The sequence below is a fragment of the Colwellia sp. KS18-150 genome, assembly GCF_057551365.1.
Genome location: NZ_BAAJMC010000022.1, coordinates 47070 through 60919, shown reverse-complemented (window position 1 = coordinate 60919; position 13850 = coordinate 47070). Strand labels below are relative to the sequence as shown.

The following is a 13850-nucleotide window of genomic DNA, read 5'->3' as shown; positions in this document are numbered from 1 at the left end:
CTATTAAAGGTGAAAGATGCCTTTAACAAAAGTCATCAAACGTACGGTAGTCCTCGCGTATTTCAAGCGTTAAAAAGGTTAGGTATTCAAACCAGTGAAAAACGTATTGCACGTTTAATGCGAGAAAATGGTTTAAGGGCCCGCGCATTAAAAACCTATAGCAAACCGGCGATAGCTGTTCCAAGCACAGGGGCATTATCTACTTCAATAGTTTTAAAATAAAGCGAGCGTTCGTTGAGTATTTCATTCAGATAAGATTCGCACTTGGCGCGAAAGCTATAGAGTTTGTGATAAGTGGAGCCATCGATGTTTATACAAACAGGTTGTAATGGGTTTGTACCCGAGCCGGATTTAATAACTGCTGCGGCCATATTCACGGCGGTTAATTTAGCCGCTCGTTCTATGATACCTAGGGTGAGGTGGTAAAGGGTCAGGTGATCTTCATCGTTGATGTTTTCAGAATCGAACGGGGCGATGACATTAAATGGATTTTCGAGGTAAAAACTTAGGTCGGCAGTTTTCAATTCTACAAATTTTTCGAGTTGTGAAGCTCCGTTTTCTGAAAATAAACCGTCGGTAACGGCAAGTTTAATTGCTTGTAAAGTAATATCGCCGAGGTAGCGACCGGATATCATTTTTTCAAAGGTGTATTGCTCTGGATTGGCTGTTGTTGCGTCGTAAATTTTATCGATTACGCCTTGGGGACATCCCCCATAATTACCCGATTCAATATTAATAACCTGTGAACCCTCTACGGTTTCGACTTTACCAATATTGATATTACTTTCAACATAAGCGCTGTTGGTTCCGGTGCCGAGAATAAAGCCGATGTAGTTGCTGTACTGCCGCTGCTGGTCGACGGCTTTTCCTGCGAGTAAACATGCAATGGTATCGTTGAGTAATACCACTTTTTTATTGATGTGGCCTTTGGCAGCGAGAGCTTCAAGAAGGCCTGCACCGATGTATTCACCAACAACTTCAGGTACTTTAACTTCTTTTGTCCAGTAGAGGAGTTTACCGTCTTTTTTAGAAGAGATTTCTATTGGATAGGAAAAACAGAATCCGATGGAGTTTGCTTTATCGATAACTGGCTCGAGGTGTTTATAAAAAGTATCGTAGAAATCATTTTTGCTGAGTTCGTGGTCGATACCCGGCATGGGGTATTTTTTAAAATGTTCGATACTGGCTTTGCCGTGTTCATCGAAAGTCACAATGCAGACCCGCAAATTAGTACCACCGGCGTCGAGAACGATAACCGGTTTATTGGCAGGAACATCGTTATCAGGAGAAATGTAAGAGTTTAGCATGGCCAGAGAAGAGTACTGACCCGTAAGGCCTTCTACCATTTCACAGATAAAACTTTCTAGCATAGAATCCGTCTCGTAAGAGGATGCAGACATTTTATATTTATCTAAGAATGCATCTACTGTTTGTTTATTTGATATCATGCTCACAATGATGCGTCGATTTGAAAAAGTTAATAAATTTGATGATAAAGTATCACAGTTATTGCCAAGCAGATCGTGAAATACCTCAAAAGCTTGGGGGAAACTCAAGTATTTCCGCTTTAAAAGCTTTACTTGAATCCTGCGCGCATTGCCATTTAACCAGTAATCAAATAAAAGGCAAAGAAAAACCAACGGATAAAAAAACGGTAATTTAACCACTTAGCAAGTTGCTGTCTGTAAGAAAGTGGGCATTACGCTAGACTAATTTAAAACACACCTCGCTAAAGGGAATAACTAATCATTGCGTTATCAGATAACCGAGGTTGAAGAAAATTTTTGGCTGTAGTAGGTTTATTATCCGCGCTGAATTTGGCAAGTGCTAACGTAAAGTTTGCAGAGTAATTGGCATACAACAGTTCACTCACGCAGAACAAAATTCAGTGCATTTTTCTCCTTCGTTGCTTATTTTAAGCAACTATTTTAACGCATGAATGGGCTTAGGTCAGAGTAAGGTTTTATAGAACATCAAAATCAACAGAAAAGGAAAATTAACATGTCATATGTAGATTGTTTTGTTGCAGCAGTACCGAATGAGAACAAAGAAAAGTATATTGAGCACGCTAAGATAGCTGCAGAGCTATTCAAAGAAAGTGGAGCTTTAGAAATAGTAGAAAATTGGGGAGATGATGTCTCAGATGGCGAGATAACGTCTCTTCCAATGGCAGTAAAAGCTCAAGAAAATGAAACAGTAGTGTTTTCGTGGGTAGTTTGGCCATCTAAAGATATTCGTGACGCTGGTTGGGGGGCAATAATGGAAGATCCTAGAATGTCACCTGAAAATAACCCCATGCCATTTGATGGAAAACGCCTCATTTACGGTGGATTTAAAACAATACTAAAAGCTTAGGCAGTGCTAATTAACCCACTTTTAGCATGTTAATTAGTCTTTATATTTAACAGATGGAGCGGTGATATGAAAAAGGTTGTTCGAAGTCGAAAAGCTCAAGAGGTTCATGCGGAGCAGTTATTAAAAATCAGCACTAGTTTGCTTACTGCCTTCTTAGTTATTATATTAATAATTCCCATAACCTCAATTGTTGCCGCATCTTTTAATGATGTACAAGCTAATCCCAAAGAAGTCTTTTTCAATTTGTTTGGCTCCTGGTATGCAGTGGTATTTATTGTGGCAGAACTTGGTTTATTGTATTTGGTGGGAAAAACAAAAGATGGTGCATTAGCAATTTATGATGAACTTTACCCTGATAAGCAGAGTGAAATATAAACCCTAATAAATGTTCTGAATATGCATCTGCACTCTAGCTATTGTTGATATAAGGAAATTTATGAGAACTGGAATAATATCGTTTAGAACCTTAGCTTTTGGATTATTCATGCTTGCTTTAGTTGATAAAGTTAACGCACAAGCAACCACTGAAATTGATTTAGAGGAGTCTAATCGAAAGAAAGCGATTTATTGTATGGAAATACTTGAAAATCGTCCCGATCTTGAACCTTCACGTCGGATAGATATTTTGCGTAGTGAATGTTACAGCGAAAATTTTATAGAGCATGCCCCGAACATAGAAGGTGGACGAGAAGCGTTGTTAAGCGTGTTTGCAAGCCGATATAAAAAGTATCCAGAGCTTGCGATGTCAATTAAACGTAGTGCTTCTGATGGTGATCTGGTTTGGCTACATCTTCATGTCAAGCACACGCCTGATTCACTTGGTGGTGCAGGCATCCATATATTTCGAATGAAAGAGGGGAAAATTGTTGAGCATTGGGGAGTAGGGCAAGCTGTACCAAAAGAATCTAAAAATAATAATTCAATGTTTTAGGTATAATTTACAAAAAACATAGATAAGAGTCCGTTATCTCAGATTAAATAACCATTGTCTCTTGTCCTATCGTTGCTTATGCTAACTAACATATTATTACCTCTTATGAGACAATCACTGTTCAAAGGTCAACATGCATAAACCTATATCATTAGCTAAATATGTTAAAAAGCGAAATGGTTTGCCGTTAGGGGCGAAAGGCTCTTTACAAGCGATGCTTAAACGCGCGTTTGGAGCAGGATCTTTTTATGTATTCTGGCAATACTGGAACCCAATTTGGGGTTTCTATTTATCTCGCTATGTAATGAAGCCTTTAAATAAGATTTTCCCCGTTGGGCTCTCTATTGTATTAACGTTTGCCGTTAGTGGTGCACTTCATGATTTAGCAGTAACTGTCATTAAGTGGCAAGTAACTTTTTTCTTTACTCCATGGTTCGCTTTGATGGGGATTATAGTGATAATTTCAAAACGTTATAACATTTCATATCAAGGTGATTCATGGATCATCTGTATGATATTTAATTTGTTTTATATTGTATCTAGTTTTTATCTGGCAATATTTCTTAAAGGATTATAGATATAATTCTTCAAATAGGATCTATCATGAAAAAAAGAAGGCCAGTATTTACTGAAAGTGAGTTATTAGCAAAATACCCGATAAGAAGTAATATTGACGGTTGGTATTTTTCCATTGAACAAGTAGCCGTTCTCACCTGGTACATAAAAGCTAAGAGCGTTTATGGATTTGAAATAAGCACCTCTGGTACTGATGAGCCGGAAACATTAGTTGAGCAATGTGAGTCAGCAATAAGAAAAGAGTCACTAACAAATGGAATGTATTTCATTAGCTAAAATAGCGTGATTATAAGTCCCCATAAGTTATGTTTAGACTTCAAATATTATTAAATATACCTAAAGTGCTCTCATACTATGCGTAAAAAAATGGATTTAAACGTTCAACAAAAGTTTAGCACCTATCCAGCAAATATCGCTGTATTACAGAATAAGATGCGAGACCTTATTCTACGTGTTGCAGAGGATGACGGCATCTGCGATTTAATAGAAACCTTGAAATGGGGAGAGCCCAGTTATGTTTCTAACATTGGCAGCACGATTAGAATCGATTGGAAAGCAAAACACCCAGATCAATACTGTATCTATTTTAACTGCAATACTTCCCTTATTGAAACATTCAAAGAAATCTATGGTGATATTTTTATCTATGAAGGCAATCGTGCCATTGTATTTAAAGTACAGCAAACTATTCCTCGTAAGGAGCTAGCGCATTGTATTTCTCTGTCCTTGCGTTATAAAAAAATAAAACATCTACCATTACTTGGCGCATAAATAACCCAAATTTAAGTAGGGTCATAACAAAGGGAAATAATAATTTATTAGCAATAATGGGCTTGCATTTAAATATCATTTAAGTGAAAGTAAATCTAACAGGCTAATTAATAAGGATAAAAATAATTGTTTTTTCTTCATCTTATCGCATTAAGGAACATCTAATTGTTCGTTGAAAAGACATTGGTCAAGACAGTACATTTATTCATAAAATACAATCGGAGTGTAAAATGCAATATTGGGTTGATAAAGAATCAGAAAGTAATAATGTTATTGTTGCCAATGAGAGTTCTATATTTATAGGCTCTTGTGATAAAGAATCTTACGATGATGTTAGTAATCAACTAGAGGATAAGAAAAGCCCAATAGAAGTATTAGGCAGTGATGATTTAACGGTAATACCGTATAGCCAGATTCAAAATATCGTTAGTAGAAGTACTGATACCGATGTTGATATCAGTTATAAAGCCAAAAAGGATGTTGAAGAAAAAACGCTTTATTTTTTTAATCTTGATGAAAAAAATCAATTTGTATCTCACCTTGAAGATTTCATGCCAGATCACTTACAAAAAAGTGAATCTGAACAATCAGCTATAGGAGCTGCTATTAGTCCTTTCATTAGCTTAGTACTAGCTCTGTCGTCTGCTTACCTGTTTTTTGATAAATTCCGGTGGCTTTCTATTATTATCGGTGGTCTTTGGGTTGCGGCCAGCGTTTATACTCTTTTATCTCGAATTAAAGAGCCACCAACAATTACACGATGGTCTATTAATGGACGTTATTTTCGTAAAATGTGGTCGGGCATAAAGACTGGCTTTTCGTATGCTTTTCTTGCGTTAATTATTGCTAGCGTTTACGGGAAGTTTCCTGACAGCTATGGTGAAAAAAGCATTTATCAGCAAATTAATGATGAAAGTTTAACGGTATCTGACATTGAATTATTAATTGATAGGGGTGCCGATATAGATTATACCGACGAAGATGGCATGAATTCATTATCAATTGCGTTAAATTGGGGGCAAGACAACCTCGCTATTGCATTAATTGAAGCGGGTGCTAATCTCAATGCGAAGGATGGCGAAAGCTCACCACTTGAATATGCAATATATAATGAGTCTAATATCAACGTTATTCAGTCAATGCTGGATAAAGGTGCTTCTTTGGCGTTTGAAATTGATGGCGTAACGCCACTTGAATACTCTAAACAATATGAAAATATTGAATTGGTGAAGTTATTATCAATGTATCAAAGCAAAAGCTAACGGATTTTATAAAGACATTGCTCAACAAGAGTTTTGGCGTATATATAATTTAATGTTTTGTAATAAGTTGGAGGGGCGATGTTAATTTCAATTGTTCTGATTTCAATCTGGGCTTTGCTGATGCTACGTTCAGCTATCGCTGAATATCAATATTATCAAGCAGTAAAAATTCATGAACCTGAAATTTGGCAAAAACTTGGTGCGCCTAAATGCTTTAAAATTCCCATAGTGTTTGTATCATCCACAGCAGAAAAACTACTTTCTGGTAGTGCAAATGAAACAGTCTGTGAGCATGCAATTAAGCACAGGCAGGCTGGTATTCAATTTGTTATGTATATAGTTCTAGTGCTGGTGGTCAGTATTATTTACTTTAAAATAGCTTAATTAATGGCTTACTAATCATTATTCGCAAATGGAATTCACATGAAATATATCTACCTTTTTACTCTATTTCTTATTGCTAGTTGCTCTTCTAGAAATCTTGAAGAGCAACTAACGGATAGTGCTTTTAAAACAATAACAGGTAAGGAATATTCTCGAGACCCTTCCCATTGTCCAAGAATAGCCCGTCAATGTGGTAGAGGTGACTATCAAGAATGGACTCAAGAAGATGGCCAGTTAGCTTGTGCTTGTAATAAGTAATCTCCTTAGGTAAATAAGTACATTTAATCTAATCAAACATAACCGCTAGAGAGTATCTAGCTTTACTCATCCAATCATGACAAGCTACTGTATAAAAATCACACAAGTGGTTTAGGTCTGCATTAACATTAAAAAGGATTTAATCATGAAATCAAAAATGAAGGTGAAAGGGTTTAGTACTGTATTTTCTGGTTTGTGTATTATTGCAACCATTTCTTCTACGGCAATGGCTGCAGACGACAAAGGTTGTTGGGCCGGTGGTCATGCTACTGGCTCTTGTTTAGAGTACAACACTTATCAAAAAGATAATAAAACATATATTGAGCTAACCAATATTTGTAACGAGCGCCTATACATGCGTTGGTGTGCTGATAATAAGTGCGGTGCTGATGGCTTGCGTGGTGGGCAAACTAAAAAGAAATATGAATACGTTACCAATGCTAAAGTACAAGCTTGGGCTGTTGGCTCAAACAATCCTAGAAGTGATTGGGTTTGTAAGGACAGAATGGGAGGTTGGTGATAGCTATCAAAAGCAACTAGACATCTATTTATATCAACCGCAGCGCAATTTAGCAGTAACCGCTACTATTTTTAAGGATTAACTATGAAAATGTTCAAAACTACAGTACTGCTTTTAGTGCTTATGACCTCAACACTCACGTTAGCTAAAGGTACACATGAGGTTTTGTTGGGCATAAACATTCATGCAAACTCTATTGAGCTTCATGTTGCTTCAGGTGGTTGTACCGCCGCAGAAGATTTTAATATTGAAGTTAACAAGGGCGTTACTGGTAAACCACCATATATGGTTACCGTGTATAGGATTAAGCCTGATAATTGTAAAGCTGCACTATTAGATGGCGTGAAGGTAACATTTGATAGGAAAACTCTAGGACTAGATGGCTTAGTTGATTTTACTATCGCTAATAAAATTGGTAATACCTCTATTCATCAATAGTCATGCTATTAAAAGGGTAGTTAATGAAACTAGTTTGTGAAACCGAGCGATTAATTATTCGATTTTTTAATCTTGATGACGCCGAATTCATTCTGCAACAATTAAATGAGAAATCCTTTATTGACTATATTGGCGATAAAAATGTACGTTCTATAACTGATGCTAAAAACTATTTAATCAATGGACCTATTGCTAGCTATAAAGCTTTAGGTTTTGGACTCAGCCTAATTGTATTAAAAAGCACAGGAACTCCAATAGGTATGTGTGGATTGTTAAAAAGAGCTGAGCTTGACTCTCCTGATCTTGGTTATGCTTTTTTGCCTGAATTTTGTAAAAAGGGTTATGCACTTGAAGCGGCTAGCGCTATTTTGACAGATGGCATTAAAAATCACACTTTGAAAAAAATATTAGCGGTTACCTTGGCTAACAATAAAAACTCTATCTCGTTATTAAATAAACTTGGCTTTAATTACACTAAACAAATACAGTTATATGGCTCACAAAACAAAGTTTATGAATATGTAACATAAAATGATTAACCACATATAACTAAAGAGTGATTTTACATGAGACAAAATAAAGAAAACAAAGGTAAGTCTACATCGAATAAAATCGGAGCTGGTATAGCACTTGGCATTGGTGTTGGTATTGCTATTGGCACTTCTATTGGAAATGTTGGCGCAGGTCTAGCTGTTGGTATTGCCATCGGCATTGCTTGGGGAGTTAGTATGCAAAAGAAAGAAGATGCCATGAATGATACTAAGAAAGATGATAAACAATAGTAATACATTTTTTAAGGGCTACTCTGTGGATTTTAGTAAAGTACTTGTTTTAATGCTCAGTGCATTTTCTTTTAACCTTGTTGCTTCAACGCAAGATGAAATAAATCACCTGTTATCCCTTGTTGCAACTACCGATTGCAAATACATTAGAAACGGAACCAAGCATAATGGTGAAGCCGCATTCGAGCACATAAACAAAAAGTATCGTTATTACTCTGATAAAATCAAAACAGCAGAAGACTTTATTATGTATTCAGCCACTAAAAGCTCAATTTCAGGTAAATATTATAAAATTCAATGTGAGAATAAAGCCACTATCAATAGCCAAGATTGGCTGTTGCGTGAATTAACCTTATTTAGAGAAAGTAAATAAATAGAAACTCTTAGTAATTGTTAAAAATGAAGCACACAACATTATATAAAAAGGAAGTGAGATGGCTTATCAACGAATAATGGCCTTAGAAGTTTTTGATGATGAAATATATCAGCAATACCGTGACAACATGATGCCGATACTCCACAAATTTGGTGGGCAATTTGGTTTTGATTTCACAATTAATCAGGTATTAAAGTCTAAAACAGATAACCCCATCAATCGGGTTTTCACCATAGATTTCCCCAGCAAAGCAGTGATGGACAATTTTTTTAGTGATGCTAGCTATCTCGCTGTTAAAGCAAAATATTTTAATCGTTCGGTTAGCTCTGTAACAACAATTTCTATGCATGAGACACCATCAGAAAGTGTGTAAAATAAAGAAAATATTCGGTTCACTTTTGGCTATTGAAATGGCACTATCTTTATGGAAAACTTGAAGTATTTCTACTTCCAAGTTAGTTAAGCTTACCCACTCCTAAAGCTTATCTAGTATTAACCAGGAGTGATAATAATTAAAAAAGGATTTAACGTGAAAGATATATTTTTCTTTGATTCAATGCTGACCCCGAAAATAATCACCTTTGTTTACTGGTTAATGTTAATTGGCGCTTTGGTTTCAGGTATTGGTACTATGTTTAATGAATATGGTGGGGGCTTCTTAGCCGGTTTAGGTATAATTATTGTTGGCTCAATAGGTGCTCGAATTTGGTGTGAATTACTTATCGTCTTATTTAAGATCCATGAAAACTTACAAAACATCGCCAACAAATCTGAGTAAATTTCATTTTTATCAGCATGTATAAATACCAAGTTTGTTATATTAAACCTAGCTTGCTTGGTGTTTATAGAAAGACTATTCATGATTGAGGAGATCACAATGTCTGAGCATAACAAATTAAATTATGTAGAGTTTCCTGCGAGTAACATACCTGCCACCAAGTTGTTTTTTCAACAAGCTTTTAATTGGACATTTGTTGATTACGGGCCAGATTACACATCGTTTAGTAATCAAGGTCTTGATGGGGGATTTTTTAAGTCTGAGTTAACTGCTAAAACAGCTACAGGCTCAGCACTTTTAGTACTGCTAAGTGATGATCTCGAAGCATCTCAAAAGAATGTTGAATCAGCGGGTGGGGTTATTTCTCAACAAATATTTTCATTTCCGGGTGGTCGACGTTTTCATTTTGTTGAGCCTAGTGGAAATGAATTAGCCGTTTGGTCGTTAACCGATTAAGCCATGGTATTAATAAAAACATGAATCGTAGAAGTTTTATAAAAAGCTCACTCATAACTGTTGGCGGTCTCGCCGGTATTGGTAGTGGCGCTTACTTGCTTGTTAAAAAAACAGATGAGTCTAAGCTCACGGTAGCTGAAGCCTTAAAAAAATTAGACACGCTTTCAAAGCAACACCTTAAACATACAGGGCAATGGGATTTATACACCATATTTACTCATTGCGCTCAAAGTATCGAATATTCAATGTCAGGCTTTCCAAGCCATAACTCAGATTTATTCAAAGCAACTATCGGCAAAATAGCCTTTTCTCTTTTCTCCTCTAAAGGAAAAATGACGCACGGATTAAGTGAGGCCATTCCTGGCGCAGAAACGATTATTTCAAATGGCAATACTGTTTCGGCGATAAACCAACTTAAACAAACCTTTATTAAGTTTGATAATTATCAGGGGAAATTAGCTCCACACTTCGCCTACGGCGAATTAACCAAACGAGAGTATGAAATGGCTCATGTCATGCATTTATATAATCATTTTGATGAAGTCTTAATTGCAAGCTTGTAAACTTCTTCTAAATGCTATTAAAACGGTTGTAAGGAATTTTGATGATCGAGACACTATTTGTTTATGGCACTTTAGGGCCTGGCCGTCCTAATGAACATATTCTCTCAAAGGTGGGGGGGACATGGCAAAATGGTTCTGTTAAAGGCACATTACGTGAAGCAGGTTGGGGCGCTGAACTTGGTTATCCTGGTATCACACTAGCAGACGATGGTGATGAAATTAATGGTTTTGTTTTTAGCTCTGATAATTTAGTAGAACACTGGCATAACCTCGATGAATTTGAAGGAGAAGGCTATAAAAGGGTTATTTGTAACGTGACTTTAGAAAATGGTAATACCATTGAGGCTAATATTTACACATTAACTTAAAACTCACTGGTATAAATATAGTCTTTACCTTACATTGAATACTTCTCAGACTAGCTTTAGCCACTTCATACTTATTGACCTAAAAAGGGACGTCTAATGGATTACATGCAAATTTTTGCGTTTACTTTAATAGCACTGTTACTTGTTGTGTCTCCAGGACCAAATGGCTTACTTATAGCCAAAACAGTACCTAGTACCGGTAAAAAGTCTGGTTTTTTTAATGTGTTTGGTTTTGTCGCGGCATTTTACTTACATGGCATATTATCTATTTTAGGGATATCTGTTCTGCTGTCTAAATCAGCTGAAGCTTTCTATATTGTTAAGTTACTTGGTGCAATGTATTTATGTTGGCTTGGAGTAAAGTCACTCATTGGGGCTTATAAGTATAAACATCAGCAGCCAACAAATAATAATGCATCGAATAATCAAAAAATAAGCTTAACTAAATCATTTATTGAAGGGTTTATTACTAACGCATTAAACCCTAAAGTGTCAATGTTCTACTTGGCGGCTTTTCCTCAGTTTATCCCAGCAAATGAGCAAGCCGTATTATTTGCTTTTGTATTGATCAGCATACATTCACTCATTAATTTATTATGGTTTTCATCGATGATAATGTTAATTTCACGATTATCTTTGAAGGTAAAAAGTGAATCCTTTCAACGAATATTAAAATCGGTAACCGGTTTTATATTTATTGGTTTTGGCGTAAAACTCTTGTCTTTAGAAAATAAATAACGATGGATAAACATAAAAAATTAACCAAGGATGTTTACCTGTTTGATTGGGGGGATACCTTAATGGTGGATTTCCCTGATGTTAAAGGAAAAATGTGTGATTGGGATCACGTGGCAGCTGTTTGTGGTGCAAAAGAAACGTTAGCTAATTTATCTACACAAGCAAATGTATATATCGCTACCGGTGCGGCTGACTCGACAGAAGATGAGATAAAATTAGCCTTTAAACGCGTCGGTTTAAGTGATTATATTTCCGGTTACTTTTGTAAAGAAAATATTGGAATATCAAAAGGAAGCGTGCAGTTTCTTGAGAAGATAGTTGAGCAATTGGGTGCTTCAACAGATAAAGTTGCTGTGGTTGGTGATAATTTCGATAAAGATATTAAACCAGCAATTGCTTTGGGTATTGATGCTTACTGGTTTACAAATGATGAAAAAAAACTTCCCCATGAGCTTATACATGTGATTAATAAGTTAACCGCTATTTATGAGTAATAAATCACAGCTAACTATTCAGTAAAGGTGTAATCATTTATGGGTTTCTCCATTGCCAGCATAATTTTATGGTTATTTTCATTAGTCGGTGCAATTATGCTGGAGGCTGAGGATTTCCAAACAAACTCCCAGATGACAGCTTTTATATCCCTTTATATTTTTATTCCCATCTATGGCGCATTAGGGATCAGAGCTAAGAATAAGTTAGCACTATTGATATCAATCGCTTTTTTCGTGTCGCAAAGTATAAGGCATGTAAACCTTACCAGTTTGTTTCCTCACAAAGCACCAATTTCATTATCAGTTCCCGTAGGGGATTTTAATCTAGGTAATGGATATTTGGTTGATTTATTTGCTATTTTTATGGCAGTATTTTTAGTATGGTTATTGAAGGTTTTGCTTTCAGAAAAGAGAGAAACTTAAAACCACTTTTTATTGCGAGCTTTATTTACTATGGATGATAAATACAAATTTTCAGGATGGGCGATGACATTATTGGCTTCAGTCCAGATAATAACTTTCTTATTTATATTCATCTATTTTGATATTCCATTATCAACTTTTACTGAGCTTACTCTACTTGAAAGCAGTTACCTGCTATTTGCATTAATTATGCTGGTATTACTATTTTATTGTGGAATTGAACTGATTAAACAAAATGACAAAATTCATCACTTGGCATTGGTTGTATCGCTAATAATATTATTTGCCCCGCCTGTAGGTACTATAGTTGGTGGCTGTTACTTATTAGAGCGACGACAAAACTTAAAAATGTCTAAGTTAGTGAAATAGACAGCTATTTAATGACACATTATCTTCAACGTGTATAAGAAATTAATTTAAGGAAAAATTATGAAAAGAAATATTATGACAGCGCTATTTATTACCTCGATGTTAAGTGCTTGCGCTGGGCAACTATCAGAAGCTACTCATATATCAAATGAAGAGACCTTTCCACCAACAGAAGTGTCATCTGTTTCAGTGCTTTTCGAAGCACCAGAAAAACCATTCACTGTCATAGGGTTAGTTGAATCTCATGGTGTAGGTCTACTACTAAATAAAGAAGAAGAACGGTCTCTAGAAGCACTCAAAGCAGAAGCGGCAAGTATGGGGGCTAACGCTGTGATTGTCACTTCTTCTAAACATGAAGTTATTACCGGGATAGATGGTGATCCAGGGGGCAGAGAAAATATCATTTCCGCCAAAGCAATCCGTTATAAATAATATTGTTCAAATTGACTAGTGCTGAACCGAAAAGATGACAATGAAAAAATACTTATTATTGTTCAGGGGAATCAATGTAGGAGGTAATAATTTACTTCCGATGAAAGCGTTTGTGAGCTTACTGGCTAAAGCCGGATATCAAGGCGTCTCCTCGTATATTCAAAGCGGTAATATTGTGCTAGAAAGTACGGATTATCCTTTAAAGTCGATACAGTCTTTGGTGCTGGAGTATTATCAGTTTTCTCCAAATATATTTATTATGCAGCAACAAGAGTTTGATACTGCTTACCAAAATAATCCTTATCGTGAGTATGAAGGTAAATTTGTGCATATATATTTTTGCCAAGAGAATATCGAATTAAATAACGATAAAGTTAATCAATATAGAACACCATCAGAAGAGTTTACTGTTAAGGGTAATATTTTCTATTTACATGCACCAGATGGAATAGGGCGCTCAAAACTAGTAACTAATATAGAGCGGTGTTTGGGCCAATCCGCTACCGGACGTAATTTGAATACAGTTAATAAAATTTACGGTATGCTAAAAGGCAGCTAAATAAAAGTTATAGAGTA

General features: G+C 35.9%; 26 protein-coding genes and 1 pseudogene. 26 read left to right on the top strand and 1 reads right to left on the bottom strand.

Annotated elements, in window-relative coordinates; all coding sequences use genetic code 11:
- Positions 1–171 (top strand): annotated as a pseudogene (locus AC27IF_RS17775) (IS3 family transposase); the annotation flags it as partial.
- Here the strand turns inward: AC27IF_RS17775 and AC27IF_RS17770 are convergent.
- On the bottom strand, positions 156–1400 hold the full coding sequence (locus tag AC27IF_RS17770) for a hexokinase family protein (protein WP_487055688.1): 1245 nt from the start codon (positions 1398–1400) through the stop codon (positions 156–158). The pseudogene AC27IF_RS17775 and the gene AC27IF_RS17770 sit on opposite strands and share 16 nt — an antisense overlap.
- A 601-nt stretch (positions 1401–2001) precedes the next feature.
- On the opposite strand from AC27IF_RS17770, the gene AC27IF_RS17765 reads away from it, so the two are divergent.
- The 25 genes from AC27IF_RS17765 (at position 2002) to AC27IF_RS17645 (ending at position 13833) form a co-directional block, all read left to right on the top strand.
- Positions 2002–2355 carry a DUF1428 domain-containing protein gene (locus AC27IF_RS17765; RefSeq protein WP_487055687.1) on the top strand — a complete coding sequence of 118 codons (354 nt, stop codon included), beginning with the start codon at positions 2002–2004 and terminating at the stop codon, positions 2353–2355.
- A 66-nt stretch (positions 2356–2421) separates the two neighbouring features.
- Positions 2422–2730: a hypothetical protein gene (locus AC27IF_RS17760; protein ID WP_487055686.1), complete on the top strand. Its 309-nt coding sequence runs from the start codon at positions 2422–2424 to the stop codon at positions 2728–2730.
- Between the two features lie 61 nt (positions 2731–2791).
- The gene (locus AC27IF_RS17755) at positions 2792–3286 is read left to right on the top strand and encodes a nuclear transport factor 2 family protein (protein WP_487055685.1); all 495 of its coding nucleotides are present in this window, start codon (positions 2792–2794) and stop codon (positions 3284–3286) included.
- Between the two features lie 133 nt (positions 3287–3419).
- Complete coding sequence (locus tag AC27IF_RS17750; RefSeq protein ID WP_487055684.1) at positions 3420–3863, top strand: acyltransferase; 444 nt, start codon at positions 3420–3422, stop codon at positions 3861–3863.
- A 26-nt stretch (positions 3864–3889) separates the two neighbouring features.
- Positions 3890–4138 (top strand): hypothetical protein, encoded by a 249-nt coding sequence (locus tag AC27IF_RS17745; protein WP_487055683.1) that lies wholly within the window; start codon positions 3890–3892, stop codon positions 4136–4138.
- 90 nt (positions 4139–4228) lie between these two features.
- Positions 4229–4633, top strand: coding sequence for a DUF1801 domain-containing protein (locus AC27IF_RS17740; protein WP_487055682.1), 405 nt, complete (start codon positions 4229–4231; stop codon positions 4631–4633).
- 230 nt (positions 4634–4863) lie between these two features.
- Entirely contained in the window at positions 4864–5895 is a 1032-nt protein-coding gene (locus tag AC27IF_RS17735) for an ankyrin repeat domain-containing protein (protein WP_487055681.1), read from the top strand.
- A 78-nt stretch (positions 5896–5973) separates the two neighbouring features.
- Positions 5974–6279, top strand: a complete 306-nt coding sequence (locus AC27IF_RS17730; RefSeq protein ID WP_487055680.1) for a hypothetical protein — start codon at positions 5974–5976, stop codon at positions 6277–6279.
- 39 nt (positions 6280–6318) lie between these two features.
- Positions 6319–6537 (top strand): hypothetical protein, encoded by a 219-nt coding sequence (locus AC27IF_RS17725; protein ID WP_487055679.1) that lies wholly within the window; start codon positions 6319–6321, stop codon positions 6535–6537.
- 145 nt (positions 6538–6682) lie between these two features.
- Positions 6683–7057 (top strand): hypothetical protein, encoded by a 375-nt coding sequence (locus AC27IF_RS17720; RefSeq protein WP_487055678.1) that lies wholly within the window; start codon positions 6683–6685, stop codon positions 7055–7057.
- Positions 7058–7141: 84 nt separating this feature from the next.
- Positions 7142–7495 carry a hypothetical protein gene (locus AC27IF_RS17715; protein ID WP_487055677.1) on the top strand — a complete coding sequence of 118 codons (354 nt, stop codon included), beginning with the start codon at positions 7142–7144 and terminating at the stop codon, positions 7493–7495.
- Positions 7496–7518: 23 nt separating this feature from the next.
- On the top strand, positions 7519–8025 hold the full coding sequence (locus AC27IF_RS17710) for a GNAT family N-acetyltransferase (RefSeq protein ID WP_487055676.1): 507 nt from the start codon (positions 7519–7521) through the stop codon (positions 8023–8025).
- A 36-nt stretch (positions 8026–8061) separates the two neighbouring features.
- Positions 8062–8277 (top strand): glycine zipper domain-containing protein, encoded by a 216-nt coding sequence (locus AC27IF_RS17705; protein ID WP_487055675.1) that lies wholly within the window; start codon positions 8062–8064, stop codon positions 8275–8277.
- Positions 8278–8302: 25 nt separating this feature from the next.
- Positions 8303–8650 (top strand): DUF5329 family protein, encoded by a 348-nt coding sequence (locus AC27IF_RS17700; protein ID WP_487055674.1) that lies wholly within the window; start codon positions 8303–8305, stop codon positions 8648–8650.
- 61 nt (positions 8651–8711) lie between these two features.
- Positions 8712–9026 (top strand): DUF1330 domain-containing protein, encoded by a 315-nt coding sequence (locus tag AC27IF_RS17695; RefSeq protein WP_487055673.1) that lies wholly within the window; start codon positions 8712–8714, stop codon positions 9024–9026.
- A gap of 156 nt (positions 9027–9182) precedes the next feature.
- On the top strand, positions 9183–9431 hold the full coding sequence (locus AC27IF_RS17690; protein ID WP_487055672.1) for a DUF4282 domain-containing protein: 249 nt from the start codon (positions 9183–9185) through the stop codon (positions 9429–9431).
- 99 nt (positions 9432–9530) lie between these two features.
- Positions 9531–9887, top strand: a complete 357-nt coding sequence (locus AC27IF_RS17685) for a VOC family protein (protein WP_487055671.1) — start codon at positions 9531–9533, stop codon at positions 9885–9887.
- Positions 9888–9907: 20 nt separating this feature from the next.
- The gene (locus AC27IF_RS17680; protein ID WP_487055670.1) at positions 9908–10450 is read left to right on the top strand and encodes a DUF1569 domain-containing protein; all 543 of its coding nucleotides are present in this window, start codon (positions 9908–9910) and stop codon (positions 10448–10450) included.
- A 41-nt stretch (positions 10451–10491) separates the two neighbouring features.
- Complete coding sequence (locus AC27IF_RS17675; RefSeq protein ID WP_487055669.1) at positions 10492–10818, top strand: gamma-glutamylcyclotransferase family protein; 327 nt, start codon at positions 10492–10494, stop codon at positions 10816–10818.
- A 96-nt stretch (positions 10819–10914) separates the two neighbouring features.
- The gene (locus AC27IF_RS17670) at positions 10915–11556 is read left to right on the top strand and encodes a LysE family translocator (RefSeq protein WP_487055668.1); all 642 of its coding nucleotides are present in this window, start codon (positions 10915–10917) and stop codon (positions 11554–11556) included.
- Between the two features lie 2 nt (positions 11557–11558).
- Complete coding sequence (locus AC27IF_RS17665) at positions 11559–12050, top strand: HAD family hydrolase (protein WP_487055667.1); 492 nt, start codon at positions 11559–11561, stop codon at positions 12048–12050.
- Between the two features lie 39 nt (positions 12051–12089).
- Complete coding sequence (locus tag AC27IF_RS17660) at positions 12090–12473, top strand: hypothetical protein (protein WP_487055666.1); 384 nt, start codon at positions 12090–12092, stop codon at positions 12471–12473.
- A gap of 30 nt (positions 12474–12503) precedes the next feature.
- Positions 12504–12842 carry a hypothetical protein gene (locus AC27IF_RS17655; RefSeq protein WP_487055665.1) on the top strand — a complete coding sequence of 113 codons (339 nt, stop codon included), beginning with the start codon at positions 12504–12506 and terminating at the stop codon, positions 12840–12842.
- A gap of 60 nt (positions 12843–12902) precedes the next feature.
- Positions 12903–13274: a hypothetical protein gene (locus AC27IF_RS17650; protein WP_487055664.1), complete on the top strand. Its 372-nt coding sequence runs from the start codon at positions 12903–12905 to the stop codon at positions 13272–13274.
- Positions 13275–13314: 40 nt separating this feature from the next.
- The gene (locus AC27IF_RS17645; protein WP_487055663.1) at positions 13315–13833 is read left to right on the top strand and encodes a DUF1697 domain-containing protein; all 519 of its coding nucleotides are present in this window, start codon (positions 13315–13317) and stop codon (positions 13831–13833) included.
- The last annotated feature ends 17 nt before the right edge of the window (positions 13834–13850 follow it).